We start from the raw sequence: 16,576 nt of genomic DNA on the forward strand, positions 1-16,576 counted from the left end.
TTATATACGCCATTATACAAAACAAAAAAAGAGCCGAAGCTCTTTTTTAATAATTGTTAACTGTATTTAAACGCTATAAAAACTAAATTTATTTTTTTGTCACATCATTTGGATGTTCCACGCCAATCCATGCTTTGAAAAGCGCTTTTTGCTGTGGCGTTGCCTCTTTATCAGCAACTACTTTTTTAGGCTTATCGAAATCTTCTGATAATACTAATGTTAAGCTTTCAAGTGCATCGCGACGAAGATAGTCAACGGTTACTTTGTCGCCTGCCTTAAACGTTTCTAGGCTAGTTTTTAAATCTTTACCTACGTGATGTTTGTTTATAGCGACAATTTTATCATCGGTAGTTAAACCCGCTTTCCACGCACTGCCACCACGGCGTACATAACTTAACGTCAGTAATTCACCTGTATTTCTGGCGGTAGCATCAATACTTGCAAGTGCTTTTGCTTTTTCAGGACGCTCAAACTTTAAACCTACTTTAGTAAGTAAATCGTCAAAGTTAATACTTGCAGGCGACTCTACATTTTCTTGCCACCAGCTTGAATAATCACGTCCTGTTAAATCTTTTAAGATATTAAGTACATCTGTATCTGTAAATCCAGCAGGCATTTTATGATTGTTATAAAGTGCTTTGTGCACGTCGCGATAGCTTATTTTACCTTGGCTTTTTTCTAGTAAGTCAATATCTAAAGCAAGTGAAAGTAACGAACCTTCTGAATAAATATTGGTGCTGTAGTTACGTGCGTGATCGCCACCTTGATTAATCCATTTATCAAAGCTTGTTTCGCTTGCGCTTTGCACTTCACGGCCCGGTGTTTGCAAATGACGGTTAATGGTTTTACTCATTACTTTAAAAAATTCATCTGTTGTTTGAATGCCTGAGCGCACTAATAAATGATCTTCAAAGTAACTTGTTGAACCTTCTGCAATCCACAGCAGTTTTGAATAGTTCATATTAGTGTAATCGTATGGCACTAAACCTTGAGGGCGATATGCTTTAACATTCCATGTATGAACAAACTCATGCGCAGCGGTGCTAATAAAACCTAAGTAATCTTCGCGGCTACCAAATCGGTCACGTGGTCGTTGAATAATTGTTGAGTTTAAATGCTCTGTTGCACCACCAGCTCCTGATGTTGCATGCACCATAAATACATAACGCTCATACGGATAGCCATCCCAAATTACATTACCCGTGGCAACTAATTTTTTAAGATCGGTAAGCATTAGCTCTACATCGTAGTTACCATCGCCCCATATAACTAAATCATATTCACGCCCTTCTACTTCAAATGTGTGTAGTTGGTTAATACCCGTTTCGATTGGTGAATCAACAAGTACATCGTAATCGGCTGCTTTAAATGAATTTTTGCCTTTTAAATTATTCATACCCGATACAGAACGCCACTTTTTAGGCACGTCTAAATTAACGGTTACAGGCTCTTGGCGAAATGATTCACTAAACATAAAAAAGCCTGACGCATCTATAAATGCATGGCTGTCGTCAATGTGGCGAGCACGTTTACCAAGCTCATTTGCATACACCTGGTAGTCAACATTTACTTCTGTAGGTTCATTAAGATGTACACGCCATGTACTGTGATCTATTTTTTCCCATTTTAGTTCTTTGCCATCTTCATCTTTGGCTTTGAAGTAGCGAATGCCATTTGCAAGATTTAACATTTCGTAGCGACCCGTGCGCCACGCAGGAAGTTTTATATCAAGGTGTGCTTGCGCTGTTTTTGGAAACTCAACACTTACATCACCTAAATGATGCTGTGGTTGCGAGATTTCTAAAGAATAATTTACATCGGCAAATACAGGCGCTGAACATGCAGCTAAAATTGAAAGGGCTAATAACTTTTTCATAGAGACTCTTAGTGGAAACTTAATTGCTTACAAGACTAACAAGCCCCTATTTAAAAGTGAATTAAATACGATAAATGACCCTATATACGAGTTTATAAGTAGTAGCTTATTAAAATTTCTAAGTTTTTTACTAGATAACTACACATAATAAAAATTTGTTGTAAACTGAAGATAATGAAATTAATTTGATGGCGGTATGCTTAGGTGTCACAAAGATCTAACGCAACAGATAAAAAGCTAAAACAAGCAATTGATGCGCGTATGGCTGTTGAGAGCGCTCGTAAACATCAAGTAGATGTTCTATGTGACTTTACAGCTAAACTATCGTTGAGCTGTAAAGGACTAGATATCGAGTTAGATAATCGCCTCGCCAAATTTAGAAGTGCGCTTAATAAAGGCATGAGTTTTGAAAACCTTGCTCCCCTTATTAGTGAAACTTTAATCCTACTTAAAAACCAAGAATCGATTCAACAAGCTCAGCAACGTAATTTATACAACAGTGTGCAAAGTGCCGGTAAACAATTACAAAAAACCAAAGGTTTACCTGACGATACTCGTAGGACTCTAAGAAATTTACTCGATCACGAGATTAATAACGTTCATTCAACTCATGGTTACATTCCGCTACTTGATCAACTTATTAGCTTTTATCATGAAGCGTTGCTTACCAAGCAAAACCCTCAAGTTGATCAGCAGCGCCCAGTAAAACAGGCGCGTGCAAAAAAACTACTTGAGCTCGCAAATGAACTTATACTTGAAGAAGAAGCTACGCTACAAATTAATAATATAAAAAATAATATTACAGAAAGTGACTCAATCGATACATTACTTGATGTTGCAATTAGTATTATTGATGTAGTGGTAAAAAATATAAGTAAAGAGCGTAAATCCGCGCAAAGCTTTTTAGTTTCATTAAATCAAACCCTCGAAGATCTTCATAACTCTATCGTCTCAACTAGCAAGCACTCTGAGTCTATGGAAGTTGAGTTTGACTCACTTAATAAAAGCATTGAACTAAAAATAAAAAATCTTAATGAGCAAACGCAAAAAGCTACATCAATCTCATCTTTAAAAGAACTCGTAGATAACGAATTAAAATCAATAAGCGAAGATTTTATAGCAAAAGAAAAGTTAGAACGAAAAGACAGAGAAATGCTTAGCGCTAGTTTTAATGAAATAAATACTCGAATTGTTACTTTAGAAGATAAGTTAACAACGTATAAAAAACGCTTAAACGAACAGCGCTTTAAAAGCTTACTAGATGGACTTACAAAACTGCCTAACCGGGCTGCATTTGACGAACGTTACAATCACGAAATGCATTTGTTTAATGTGCAGCCATCAGATGTTACGCTTGCAGTTATTGATGTTGACCACTTTAAATCTATCAATGATAGATTTGGCCACACCGCAGGTGATATTACCTTACAAGTTATATCAAAAGCGTTGCAAAAATCGGTAAGAAAGTCTGATTTTATAGCGCGTTATGGCGGTGAAGAATTTGTACTATTAATGCCAGGTGTGTCGCTAGAAAACGCAACATTACCCCTGGATAAAGTAAGAAAGGTAATTAAAAATATACCTTTTAAATTTAGAGAAAAACAAATTGAGATCACTATTTCGGTAGGTGCAACTCAATTTAAGAAAGGCGATACCCTATTAAAGGCATTTGATAGAGCTGATGATGCACTTTACGAAGCCAAAAATTCAGGGCGAGATAGACTTTGTACCAGTAAATAATGTCATAGCTATTATAACTTTTATGACAAGTAGTTTTACGATTTAGTAGTAGGAGCACGTCTATGTTAATACAGTTAAACCCAACTGGGGTTTTAGATTTACTGTCGCAATTAGAAGTTGATTTATTAGAGCAATCGTCTGCTAGTGAGCGTTATAAATTATTTAGAAACTGCGTACTTGCAGTCCTCAATGTAGGTAGTCATACCGACGACAGTAACGATATATACAACAAATACAAAGATTTTGATATTCGTTTAGTAAGCCGCGAACGAGGTATTAAAATTGAACTTGAAAACCCACCCGAAACCGCATTTGTTGATGGCGAAATAATTACCGGTATTCACGAACATATATTTTCTGTTATTCGTGATATTTTGTTTATTTGTCAAAAATACGAAAAAGATTTAAAAGAGCAAAAAGCCATAACCCATATGGTGTTCGATATGCTCAGAAATGCAGGTGCACTGCGTGTTAAAAGCGAGCCTAACATGGTTGTTTGCTGGGGCGGACATTCAATAAACGAGGTTGAATATAAGTACACAAAACAAGTAGGTTACGAACTTGGTTTACGTGGATTAAATATTTGTACCGGTTGTGGTCCTGGTGCCATGAAAGGCCCAATGAAAGGCGCAACTATTGGCCACGCAAAGCAACGTAACACCGATAATCGCTACTTAGGTTTAACAGAGCCAAGCATTATTGCTGCCGAGCCACCAAATCCTATTGTAAACGAACTCGTTATTTTACCTGATATTGAAAAACGCCTTGAAGCTTTTATTAGAACAGCTCACGCAATTATCATTTTTCCTGGTGGCGCAGGTACTGCTGAAGAGTTGTTATATTTATTAGGCATATTGTTGCACCCAGATAATACTAAGCAATGTTTACCTGTTATTTTAACAGGCCCCAAACAAAGCGAGGCGTACTTTAAAGAGCTATGCGAGTTCGTTGAAATGACACTTGGTAAGGAAGCGTTGGATAAGTTTGAAGTAATTATTGATAATCCTGAATTAGTCGGTCAAAAACTAAAGTCATCGATGGCTAATGTTCGTGATTACCGTAAAAGTGAAGGTGATGCTTATTACTTTAACTGGACATTAAAAATAGATAACGACTTTCAACAACCTTTTGCACCAACACATGAAAATATGGCAAGTTTAGATTTACACCTTGATCAGCCTAAACAGCTACTCGCGGCTAATTTGCGTAGAGCTTTCTCTGGTATTGTTGCTGGTAATGTAAAAGACGAAGGCGTTAGAGCCATTAAACAAAACGGTCCATACATTTTAAGTGGCGAACCTGCCCTTATGACAAATATGGATAAATTATTACAGGCATTTGTTCTTCAAGGTCGCATGAAGCTCCCTGGTAGTAAATATGTTCCATGTTACAAAATAAAAGCATGAGTTTTATAGTTTGAAACCCCATTTACTTCTTATAGATGCGCTTAATTTAATTAGGCGCATTTACGCCGTTGACGCGAATCAAAAACATCATAGCGACGAGCAAATGATACAAACGTGCTGTGCACGTGTAGCCCACGCCTGTAAAAAGCTTTTAGATACGAGTAATGCAACCCATGCCATTGCTGTGTTCGATGGTGACAAAAGCTGGCGTTATCATTTTTATAAAGACTACAAACATTCACGCGCGCCAATGCCCCAAGTATTAAAAGATGCTCTATTGCATTTTAAAGCCGCAATTGAAGAAACAGGTATTGTAGTATTTGAGCCTATTAACGATGAAGCTGATGATATTATTGCAACGCTTGCCTTTAAGGCATCAAATAATCAAATAACGAGCACTGTTGTTTCTACTGATAAAGGCTTTTTACCTTATATTGGCCCTTACATTACAGTTTACGATTACTTTAAAAAGCTCTATCTAGATGAGACAAGTATAAAAGAGCGTTTTGGTGTTGAGCAAAATAAACTCGTTGATTTTTGGGCATTAGCGGGCGATAAAACAAATGATATTCCGGGAGTTAAAGGAATAGGTACTAAATCTGCGCAGCAAATAGTTAATAACTATAACTCAATTGAACAAGCAGCCGAAGATGAGTCTCTAAGCCCGAGTATTAAAGCAAAGTTAGCCGCTAATATGGATATGTACGTAATTTCAAAGCACTTGGTTAGTTTACGCACCGATATAAATTTAGGTTTTAGTTTAAAGCAGTTAAGACTTAATTAGTCGCAAGTTAATAGCCTCTAAACATTACAAAACGTATACTGATATTAGTTACCGGAGTCAGAGTAAGCCATATTGAAAAAATTTATCCGATATTTAATTTTAGGTTTAGGGCTATATGCACTGATAGCTGCATTGGTGATTACCTTTTATAAAGACGATCCTCAAGCTATGATTTGGCAAGACCGAGAGGCTTTCAATAAACGTTACATCGAAAAACTATCACTTGAGCAGCCAACAACACTAAATAGTGTTCTTGATTACTTAGGCAGCCCCGATCTTACTTATGCCAAACGAGATGGTGAACAAGTATTTCAGATAATTTTTTATCGTACACAACATAAAACATCTGACGGTATTACCACTATGGATGAATGTACTGGCCTATTATTTAAAAATGGGCAGCTGTTTTTATGGGGCCCGAGTGCATACAATAAATACCAAGAACAAAATTAGGTGAAGGTTTAATGGATGAAGCTGTTTCAACTACCTTAGAGCAGCTGCTTAATAATACGCAGCTGTTTTTAAGTTATTATAACAATAAACAAAAATGGACAGCTCTATATCCAATGGCAAGTAAGCTAGCTGAGCAATATAGAGTGCTCTACAGTAAACAGCCATTCGCATTACAATCCCGATTAACGCTTTATAATCCAAGTTATTCTTATGCAACAAATTTAGTTGTTAGTCAGAGCGTCATAACTGCTGCCCTGTGTAAATCTCAAAATTATAATAGTGCCTTAAGTGAGCTATACATAGCCGCTACACTCATTGAACATTTATGTGTTGGAGCGCAATTAAACAAGCTTTGCGAGCAAACACCTTTTCAAGATTCTGATAAAAAAATTTGGAAAATGCGTCATCAGTTAGCAGCAAAAGTAATGTTAGCTAGTGGCGATTCAGCAAAACCTGTTACGCAGTTACTAGCTAAATTAAATAAGTATAAACAAGCATTGGTAAGTGCTCCTAAAATAATGCTTTACGATGGGGGCATAACGCTGATTGCTCTAGCAAATATTATTAGCATGAACATTACGAGCAACACGGCTAATAAACATATTAGCTTATATAAAGCACTTACCGATTTGTACATTCGCACACCTAACTTGTTCGCACTGCAATTAATTAAATCACTAATAGCGCATTTAGGGCCATTATTACCGGGAAGCCGCGTTTTATACGCTGAGCAAACCATGATTTATTTAGCAACTGATGCACAACAACGGCATGTTTTAATTAGTACAGCAAATCCAAATAAATTAACCTGGTACAGAGTAAAAGCAACGCTTAACGATAATCCAAAACAATGGCATTGCACTGATAAAACCATTAGCTTTAAAGTATTTAACAGTGAACATGTAAAACCACAAAGTGAGCTTGAGATTGATAAGGCACAATCTTTACTTGAGCTAATAAGTAATATTAAGTTACAGCACGAATACAGCTATAAAGGATTAAGCCTGCTGATGGCGCCCCACCCTCTCGTAATTGCTAATTTATGCGAGGCAGTAAAACCATATAATAAAGAACATCAGCCCGCAAAAGACTTAAAACATAGTTTATCTATGGTCGGTTATTATAATGCACCTGCAATAATTCAACGGGTTGTTTTTGAACAATTAGTTAATGTTACCCCACATCCATTGCAAGCCTACGTGACTAACAGATTAAATGGATTAGTAAAAATAATGGCTTTATTGGTTAGTAAAAATGATCACGACCAGTTTGAGCACATTACTTTACCTTTATACGCTTACGCCCATTTTTTATTAACGCAATGCAGTACACAACTTTCTCGTAAAACACTGATTGACGACACACCAAATAAAACATTGAGTGCCCCTATCTGCTCATTTTTTGGGGTAAATTCAATTAACACCGAACAACTAACACAACAGCTTACTCTTTTATTGAGTGATAACCCATGGACAGCAGCACTCTTAGAAGCAGAGCAAACACCTAAAAAGCACTTAACTGAGACCCATAAACTTTGGATCACACTTAAGGTTGTTGCTCAAAATGTGTTTAAACCAGAACTTTTGCTAACTCCGTGGCAGCAGCAAACGTTAAATGAACAGCTAAAAATACTCAAGTGGCATAACAAAGCTGATTTTTATCAACAATTAGAATCTCTCGAGTTGTTTAATAGTATTTAGTTTATTAGAAGCTATTTTATGTCTTTATACCCATTATAACTTTCGTGTATACCCAGTATTTTTTGTATAAACTAGCAAAATGGGTAATAAATTGGTATAAATGCGCCCTTAAATTTTCAAGCACGTTCACATAAATGTTCTAACAAGCGGTTACTCTCTCAGAGTAATAATTTATGTGCAAATCAAACTCTTTAAAGGAAAAGTCAATGGCCAAACAAACCATCACAGTGATCAAAGGCGACGGCATCGGTCCGAGCATTATCGACTCAGCACTTGAAATATTAAAAGCCGCAGGTTGCGACTTTGATTATGAATTTGTTGATGCTGGCCTAGCTGCACTTGAAAAAACAGGTGAGTTATTACCGCAAGAAACAGTTGATACAATTGCTAAAAACAAAATCACTCTTAAAGGCCCATTAACTACGCCTGTAGGTGAAGGTTTTACATCTATTAACGTAACACTTCGTAAGCAATTTGGTTTATACGCTAACGTACGTCCAGTTAAATCATTTGTTGGTACTAAAGCGCGTTACGACGATATTGATATCATTACTATTCGTGAAAACACGCAAGGTATGTACTCAGGTGCTGGCCAAGTAGTAAGTGAAGACGGAAATGAAGCAGAAGCAAAATCGATCATTACGCGTGAAGGCGCAGAAAAAATCGTAACTTTTGCATACGAGCTAGCGGTACGCGAAGGTCGTAAAAAAGTAACTGCAGTTCATAAAGCTAACATTTTAAAATCAACATCTGGTTTGTTTTTAAAAGTAGCACGTGAAGTAGCTGAGCGTTACCCACAAATTGAATCAAATGAAATGATTGTTGATGCAACATGTATGAAGCTGGTAATGACACCTGAAGAGTTTGACGTAATTGTTACGACTAACTTATTTGGTGATATTTTATCTGACCTTTGTGCTGGTTTAGTTGGCGGTTTAGGTATGGCACCTGGTGCTAACATTGGTGAAGACGCAGCAATTTTTGAAGCTGTACACGGTAGTGCACCAGATATTGCTGGCAAAAACTTAGCTAACCCAACATCTGTAATTTTAGCGTCTATTCAAATGCTTGAGCATTTAAATATGGGCGATACTGCAGAGCGTATTCGTAGTGCTGTTGCTGATGTAATTAAATCAGGCGACCGTACAACTCGCGATTTAGGTGGCAGCCACGGTACAACTGATTTCACTCAATCAGTAATTGACCGTTTATAATTAATATTGTTATTAATTTAAATAGCCCGCTAATTTAGCGGGCTTTTTTGTGTTTGCTAACTACGTTTACTACCTAGTGTATTTATGCAGGTTAGTATTAAACCTAATTAAGCCCAAAAGTAGTAATCCTAATAAACCCGCCAGTGATCCGCCACTTGAACCCGAACTACTTTGTTGTTTTTGTACAGTAGCAGATAACTCTTGAGTAAAAGTATCATTGGTTTGAGTATCAGTAATATTCAACGTTACGTTATAAGTCCCGTCAGCTTGATAAGTATGCCTTGGGTTTTGTAAATTTGATAACGCACTGCCATCACCAAAATCCCAACTGTAAGTATAACTATTAAAGCCGCCGGTTACTTGGGCATTAAATTGTGCGCTTAAATCACTAACTGTAACGTTTGCGTTTATGCTAAGCGGAACATTAGCAGTTACATCAATCGCTTTTGATTGTTCAGTGCCTTCGTCATCTGTCACTGTAAGCGTTACTTGGTAATCGCCAGAGTACAAATAATTATACGTAAGCGATTGAGTCGCTAAAGTACTTCCATCTCCTAGCTGCCAATTATAAGTATACGGTGCGATTCCACCTGTAAGCGATGCCTCAGCTGTTAAAGCTCCTTGGTTTATTACATATTCAATTTCATTTACAGTTAATGGTTCAACTAATGTAACTTGTGCTACAGCGACTTGCTGTGAAGTACCATTATCTGCCATAAACTCAACGTTATAAGTGCCATAGTCTTGGTATTCATAAGTAGGCGTTAACTCTGTGCTGGAGCTTCCATCGTCAAAACTCCACGTAAATTTGTCCGCAGGAGTAAGTGCAAAACCTTCTACACTAAAATTAACGGTTAAACCGTTTTTAGTAAAATTAATACCCTTAGTAACATCGTAAGTAAGCTCTACTTCTATATCTTCACTGTCTGTTGACTGGCTTATAATACTAAATCCAAAACCAACCTGTGGAAGCACAACACCCGATGGTTTTTGCGCTTCAAAGCTATAATCGGTTTTATCAGTAAACCCGGTGATAGCTGATAAATCATCATCACCTAACCCTGCCCTTTGTTGATATAGGCTAAAAGCAGCATCACGTATTTGAATTGCTGAAGCTGCCGGAGTTTGCGTACTACCTTTATTTATTGATCGCTGATCGGCATCTACCACTAATGCAAAACCACTGCCTGGATGCTCGGTAGTATTATTATCTGCTTGAGATTCATTGCTGTACCACAATAATAACCCCGGTGAGTACTGCTCTGCTTGCAAACTACTGTCAACGCCTGTGTATGAACGCAGTTGTAAATAGTAATGTGATGGCGATGCATATGTGTAACTACCAACTTTTTCAAAGCCATTAAACACAGTGTTAACTTGATCTTGTGCATTATTTTGCCAAATTAAAGTATCACTTTGCTCAATGCGCATATCATCAACAACAAAACCATAATAATGTGTGTTCGCATCTGTTATGTATTCAATTTTTAAATCAATTGTTTGCCCAGCATAAGCTGATAAATCAAACTTATGGGTCAAATAGCCGTTAGGTTGCTTAGCATCACTATTAAGAAATGAATCACCTGAGATATACGGACCAATATCACCGTAGTATGGATTAAGCGCTTGCGTATAATTACTCGCGATTGGCTCGCCATCTACTTTTACTTGAACTAAATCGTAATCGCGCTCAATACTGTAATAAGCAATAAAGCTTAAAGTAAGTGTCTCAGTTGTGCTTGGTAGCGCTATTGTATTAGCTAAGCTGTTGCTAATATTGTCGCCCGTATTTGAATAGTATTGAAAATCACCTTCTATTGGAGCCCTAAATTTTTCGAGCCTTGGTGGTAGTGATATTTTTATTTGATTTTGCTGTTGTGAAGTACTCGCAGTATTAATTAATGTTTGCTGTGAGTTAGCCTCTATCTCATCCATATCAAGCGTAAGCTGGTTAACCCAGTTACCCTGGTACCGCTTTTGTAAATATTCAAGCGCATAAGGGCTAAACATAACTGGCTCTGAGCCTCTTGGCGAACCAGCCCAACTTCCTGTCGACATAACTGACCAAGACGCGACAGGCTCACCTACCGTGTTAGATTGTAAGTCGTATTCATCTAATAATCCTAAATCATGCCCAAATTCATGCACAACCACACCAATCCCGGCATCAATAGGGTTAATGGTATAACCAAAGAGCTTAATGTTGCTGCCTGCAATCTCGCTCGGCCCGCTATTTTCATCAAATACATAGTAGCGGTGCGACCAAATAGCATCGGTGCTTAGGTAACCGCCACCCGCTTCTTCGCCAATACTTGAATGAAATACCATTACATGGTCAATAATGCCATTAGGTTCATTAAGGATACCGTCGCCATCAATATCATCTAAATCAGTTAAGTCATAATCCGCTAAATTAATATTAAACTTTGCAACTGCTTTCTCCACAGCCTCTTTAATTAAAGCGGGCGCATTTATATCCCGTGTACTGCCTTGGCGCTCACCATATATTTTTGCATTGCTATTAGCGGTTACCCAACCATATACCTGCCCGCTAAAGTTTAAGCTATTTCCCGAAGCCGCTTTATAATAATCAGCAGCCGTTTTTAAGCTTTGTCCATCAGGGCCTGTATAACCTTGAGTATTAAAAAGCATTTGCTGATAGTGCTCAGTTGAATAATCAGCGTAAAACATGTCGGTGTCTTGCTCTACAAGTTGATTGTCGTCATGTTTAAGATCAGGAAAATCAATTAAGATACCTAACACTTTTACATCATTAACGCTTTGATCTGGCACTAGCGACGTTGAAAAAGCGACCTGTTGTTTATTTGTGTTTGAAAAAAAGTTGGAAGAGGATTTAAATTGCCTAAAGCCATTTTTAATTGAGTGATTGGCAACGTCTTTGTTACTCATATATGACTTAAATGAACTATCTAACTCACTTGAAGATATTTGGTCTCTTTTTTTAAGCCAATATGAAATACGCTCTTCGTTAGTTATACCAACATCATGCGGACTTAAGTTATTAGCCGCCACCATAGGGCTTAATAGCGTAGTTAAAAGCGCAATTAACGTCACTTTTTTCACTGTGTTTTCCTCAAACATAATTATGTAGCAATCATACCTAATAATAGAAATTTAAACATGCGATAAAAACATATAGTTAACATATGCAATTAAAGCTAATGGTCTCTCACACTCTTTTATATCTAAAATCGAACTTACAACCTAAAATGCATAATTTCTGCCAGTAAACTCAATTAAACATAGGCTTTCTGCAGGTTTAAATTAAAAAAAGCCACAAAACGAATTTAAAATGCAAAAAACAGCTTTCAAGGTTGACATGAAGGCTTAAAACCCTTAAAAATAAACCTATACAAAATCTTTAATTTAAAAGCAGTGTTTTGCTAAGTAGAGTAAAAACTATGAACACACACATTAATCTTTTAGTCGTACTCGTACTGGTCTTAGTTATAAGCCCAGCGGGGATGTATTAAAAGGTGATACTGCTTTTTAAAAACCCTCGCACTACGCGGGGGTTTTTTTATGCATAAAAAAGCGCACAGAGGAATGAGGATGAGCAAACAAGAATATAATGGTTCTGAACTAGTAGTTCAGGCATTAAAAGAGTTAAAGGTAAAATACATATTTGGCTATCCCGGTGGTTCGGTTTTAGACTTATATGATGCACTTTTTCAGCAAGATGACATTGAACATATATTAGTACGTCACGAACAAGCTGCAACACATATGGCTGACGGCTATGCCCGCGCTACTGGAGACGTTGGTGTTGTACTTGCAACCTCAGGCCCTGGCGCTACAAACTGTATTACAGGTATTGCAACGGCCTACATGGATTCAATTCCTATGGTTGTGTTATCAGGCCAAGTGCCTACAAATTTGATTGGCGACGATGCATTCCAAGAAACCGATATTGTGGGTTGTTCTCGCCCTGTAGTTAAACACAGTTTTAACTGTAGAAGTGCTAAAGACATCCCTACAATCTTAGCTAAAGCTTTTTATATTGCTAGCACTGGCCGCCCAGGTCCTGTCGTTGTTGAGCTTCCAAAAGATATGCTTAACCCTGCTATTAAGTTTGAATACGAATTTCCTAAAACCACCGAGCTGAGAACTTACAGCCCTAATACTAAAGGGCACTCAAAACAAATTCGCAAAGCCGTAACAGCTATTTTAGAGGCCAAAAAACTGGTTATCTACTCTGGTGGTGGTATTGTCATTTCAAATACATCAGAGCAATTAACGCATTTAGTTGAATCATTAAATGCCCCCATTACAAATACACTAATGGGATTGGGTGGTATTTCAGGTGTGCATCCAAACTTTGTAGGTATGTTAGGCATGCACGGCACGCTTGAGGCAAACAAAGCAATGGCTAACGCCGATGTGATTTTAGCGCTTGGTGCCCGATTTGATGACAGGGTAACTAATAATGTTCAAAAGTTTTGCCCTAATGCCACAATTGTTCATGTTGATGTTGACCCAACTTCAATTTCTAAAACAATTAAAGCACACATACCAGTTGTAGGTTGTTTAGCAACCGTACTTGAACAACTACAAGCGGGTATTGATAAAAGCCCAATTAAAATAGACCGCAGCGCGCAAGAGGATTGGTGGCGACAAATCATCAGCTGGCGCGAACAAAAGTGCTTAAGCTACAACACTGATGGCGACAAAATTAAGCCACAAGCTGTAATTGAAGCGGTTTATAAAGCTACTAATGGCGACGCTTACGTAAGTTCTGACGTTGGTCAGCATCAAATGTTTGCAGCGCAATATTATCCATTTAAGCATCCTCGTCAATGGATCAACTCAGGCGGCTTAGGCACCATGGGCTTTGGTTTACCTGCTGCAATGGGTGTAAAGCTAGCCTTTCCTGATAAAGAGTCTGTGTGTATTACGGGTGATGGCTCTATTCAAATGAATATTCAAGAACTATCAACCTGTTTACAGTACAACCTAGCGGTAAAAGTTGTATCACTTAATAACCGCTCTTTAGGTATGGTACGCCAATGGCAAGACATGGTTTACGGTGGACGTCATTCATCATCTTACATGGATTCACTACCTGATTTTGTTAAGTTAGTTGAAAGCTACGGCCATGTAGGCATACAAGTAAACACACTAGATGAGTTACAACCTGCTATCGATAAAGCAATGTCAATTAACGACCGATTAGTCTTTTTAGATATAAACGTTGATGAAAAAGAACATGTATACCCAATGCAAATTAAGTTAGGCGGCATTGATGAGATGTGGTTACGTAAAGGAGTAAAAGCATAATGCGTCGTATTTTATCTATTTTATTAGAAAACGAACCAGGTGCCCTATCACGTATTGTTGGGCTTTTTTCACAACGTGCATATAACATCGACAGCCTAACTGTTGGCACAACTGACGATCAATCACTATCACGTATTACCATTACCACTATGGGTGATGACAGAGTTGTAGAGCAAATTACAAAGCAGGTTAACAAATTAGTCGACGTGCTTAAAATTATCGATTTAACAGAAATGAGTCACATTGAACGTGAGCTATTGCTTGTCAAGGTATTAGCTCAAGACGAGACGACTCGTGCAGCGGTTACGCGAGTAGTTGATGTGTTCCAAGGTGCTATTTTAGATATGGGCCGACAAAGCTATAGTCTACAACTAGTGAGCAGTACAGACAAAATAGAATCGTTTTTAGACACTCTTCGTCATGAAACCGATATTATTGAAGTTGTACGTTCTGGCGCTGTTGGCATTGGTCGAGGCGATAAAGCCTTAAAAGCATAAATTTATAATATAAAGGCATCAATTGATGTCTTTATTAAACATAAAAAAAAAGAGCTAATTAGCTCTTTTTTTAATTTAATTCGTTAAACCTATTAAGGGTTTACTTGGTCTTTAAGACCTTTACCTGCTTTAAAGCTTGGGATAGTTGCCGCTGCGATTTGGATCTCAGCACCCGTTTGTGGGTTACGGCCAGTGCGAGCTGCACGTTCTTTTACTGAGAAAGTACCAAAACCAACTAATGCTACTGAATCACCTTCTTTTAAAGAAGAAGTTACAGCACCTGTAAACGCGTCAAGAGCACGAGTAGCAGCGGCTTTAGAGATTTCTGCATCAGTAGCAATTTTTTCAACTAATTGAGCTTTATTCATTGTTAGATTCCTATTCGTTATTATTTTGCCTTCGCAAAACCTATCTTTATGCATTTTTAAAGAGTTAGCAACAGCAAATTGCATTTTTTGCTTAAATTCTTAAAAAATGAGTAAAATTTAAATAATTCTCTGTAAAATACAGCGTGTTGGGTTAACAAAGACTTAATTTGAGTACAATTTTGGCGCAAGTTAAGCAACTGGGTAAATAAGCTATATTTTTTCGATCACTAAGGTCACTTCCCCGACCTCGACTCCAAACTTAACAATAGATGTGCGGTTTATCAAGCGCGATTGTGTAACCAGGTACATCCAATCATCAAAATTCACTTTTAAAGTACTGCCATCGTATGGAAGCTCTACATCGTAATTCCAATGAAATACGCTGCCATCACTTCTACCTTTTGCAGTACCTATAACATCATCTGCCACACCCGTTAAACTATTGTCTTCGTTTAACGTTATTTTCCAAATACGCTTTTGAGTTTCGCCATCGTCATAAACAAAGTCTTCTTCAATAACGCCCTGGTTACCATCCCAGTTCGCATTCATATCTACGACAAGCTTGCGGGTCAATTCACCCTTAAAGTCTTGTACAACACCGTAGGCTTTCAAATTTCCACTAAAAAATGTTTTAAAGTCAAAGTTTGGCGATGTATTTTTATAATGCTCTACATTTGGTGCCGAACAGCTTATCAGCAACAAAGCAGATAAGCATACAAGAGCTGTTTTAAACGCGTTAAATACATTCATATTAATTCCCTAATAGTTGCTTTCGTAGTTTCGGCTCAGAGGTTTTTTCATCCAGCCAAATGGCTAAAAAATCACTCGAAAATTGAGGTTCATTTATTTCGCCAATTTTTTCATCATTATGATAAAAAGTACTCATACCCTGCTCATTTGTGACTAACGTTAGCGAATCACCTTGTCTAATATCAGGCCAAATAGACAATAATTTACTGTCGTATTTGTCTGCTAGCTCTTTTTTTCCAATATGCTCCCACTGCTCATTTGTTGCTTTTACGATTTCTTTAGCTTCAAAGTCACGTAAATAGGTAAGTTTAAATTTAATAGGATGCGTTCCTGCGCTGTAATTACCTGAAGGGGTAAATAAAACCGCGTCATATACATCCCAAAATAAATACTCCATACGTGCTTCGCCTACTTTATTAAACTGTGTGTCAGCTAAAACAATTGAAGTTGTAAGCAAATAAAAAGTAACTGCCTTTAGTAAAAATTTCAA

At 37.5% G+C, this 16,576-nt stretch carries 13 protein-coding genes; 8 read left to right on the plus strand and 5 right to left on the minus strand.

Annotated elements, in window-relative coordinates; translation table 11 throughout:
- Positions 1-88 precede the first annotated feature (88 nt).
- The gene (locus tag H5089_RS13425) at positions 89-1,876 is read right to left on the minus strand and encodes a M61 family metallopeptidase (protein WP_182712413.1); all 1,788 of its coding nucleotides are present in this window, start codon (positions 1,874-1,876) and stop codon (positions 89-91) included.
- 204 nt (positions 1,877-2,080) lie between these two features.
- Between H5089_RS13425 and H5089_RS13430 the strand changes: the two genes are divergently transcribed.
- From H5089_RS13430 to H5089_RS13455, 6 genes are all read left to right on the plus strand, one after another.
- Positions 2,081-3,616: a GGDEF domain-containing protein gene (locus H5089_RS13430; protein WP_182712414.1), complete on the plus strand. Its 1,536-nt coding sequence runs from the start codon at positions 2,081-2,083 to the stop codon at positions 3,614-3,616.
- 62 nt (positions 3,617-3,678) lie between these two features.
- Positions 3,679-5,022 carry a nucleotide 5'-monophosphate nucleosidase PpnN gene (gene ppnN, locus H5089_RS13435; protein ID WP_024596931.1) on the plus strand — a complete coding sequence of 448 codons (1,344 nt, stop codon included), beginning with the start codon at positions 3,679-3,681 and terminating at the stop codon, positions 5,020-5,022.
- A 10-nt stretch (positions 5,023-5,032) separates the two neighbouring features.
- Positions 5,033-5,806: a flap endonuclease Xni gene (xni, locus tag H5089_RS13440; RefSeq protein ID WP_024596930.1), complete on the plus strand. Its 774-nt coding sequence runs from the start codon at positions 5,033-5,035 to the stop codon at positions 5,804-5,806.
- Positions 5,807-5,875: 69 nt separating this feature from the next.
- The gene (locus H5089_RS13445; RefSeq protein ID WP_182712448.1) at positions 5,876-6,259 is read left to right on the plus strand and encodes a DUF3192 domain-containing protein; all 384 of its coding nucleotides are present in this window, start codon (positions 5,876-5,878) and stop codon (positions 6,257-6,259) included.
- A gap of 11 nt (positions 6,260-6,270) precedes the next feature.
- The gene (locus tag H5089_RS13450; protein WP_182712415.1) at positions 6,271-7,959 is read left to right on the plus strand and encodes a hypothetical protein; all 1,689 of its coding nucleotides are present in this window, start codon (positions 6,271-6,273) and stop codon (positions 7,957-7,959) included.
- Positions 7,960-8,165: 206 nt separating this feature from the next.
- On the plus strand, positions 8,166-9,173 hold the full coding sequence (locus H5089_RS13455) for an isocitrate dehydrogenase (protein ID WP_039487666.1): 1,008 nt from the start codon (positions 8,166-8,168) through the stop codon (positions 9,171-9,173).
- A 69-nt stretch (positions 9,174-9,242) separates the two neighbouring features.
- Here H5089_RS13455 and H5089_RS13460 read toward each other — a convergent pair whose 3' ends face one another.
- Positions 9,243-12,257, minus strand: a complete 3,015-nt coding sequence (locus H5089_RS13460; protein WP_182712416.1) for an immune inhibitor A domain-containing protein — start codon at positions 12,255-12,257, stop codon at positions 9,243-9,245.
- Positions 12,258-12,746: 489 nt separating this feature from the next.
- On the opposite strand from H5089_RS13460, the gene H5089_RS13465 reads away from it, so the two are divergent.
- Positions 12,747-14,471, plus strand: coding sequence for an acetolactate synthase 3 large subunit (locus tag H5089_RS13465; protein WP_024596926.1), 1,725 nt, complete (start codon positions 12,747-12,749; stop codon positions 14,469-14,471).
- Positions 14,471-14,968: an acetolactate synthase small subunit gene (gene ilvN / locus H5089_RS13470; protein WP_182712417.1), complete on the plus strand. Its 498-nt coding sequence runs from the start codon at positions 14,471-14,473 to the stop codon at positions 14,966-14,968. The genes H5089_RS13465 and ilvN overlap by 1 nt, the downstream gene beginning before the upstream one ends.
- A gap of 92 nt (positions 14,969-15,060) precedes the next feature.
- On the opposite strand, the gene H5089_RS13475 is transcribed toward ilvN, so the two are convergent.
- The 3 genes from H5089_RS13475 to H5089_RS13485 all read right to left on the minus strand — a co-directional run bounded on the left by H5089_RS13475 (position 15,061) and on the right by H5089_RS13485 (position 16,576).
- The gene (locus tag H5089_RS13475; protein ID WP_002962474.1) at positions 15,061-15,336 is read right to left on the minus strand and encodes an HU family DNA-binding protein; all 276 of its coding nucleotides are present in this window, start codon (positions 15,334-15,336) and stop codon (positions 15,061-15,063) included.
- A 210-nt stretch (positions 15,337-15,546) separates the two neighbouring features.
- Positions 15,547-16,086 (minus strand): DUF3833 domain-containing protein, encoded by a 540-nt coding sequence (locus H5089_RS13480; protein ID WP_024596925.1) that lies wholly within the window; start codon positions 16,084-16,086, stop codon positions 15,547-15,549.
- Position 16,087: 1 nt separating this feature from the next.
- The gene (locus H5089_RS13485; RefSeq protein WP_002962471.1) at positions 16,088-16,576 is read right to left on the minus strand and encodes a chalcone isomerase family protein; all 489 of its coding nucleotides are present in this window, start codon (positions 16,574-16,576) and stop codon (positions 16,088-16,090) included.

Source organism: Pseudoalteromonas sp. SR45-1 (assembly GCF_014163655.1).
GTDB classification, from domain to species: domain Bacteria; phylum Pseudomonadota; class Gammaproteobacteria; order Enterobacterales; family Alteromonadaceae; genus Pseudoalteromonas; species Pseudoalteromonas distincta.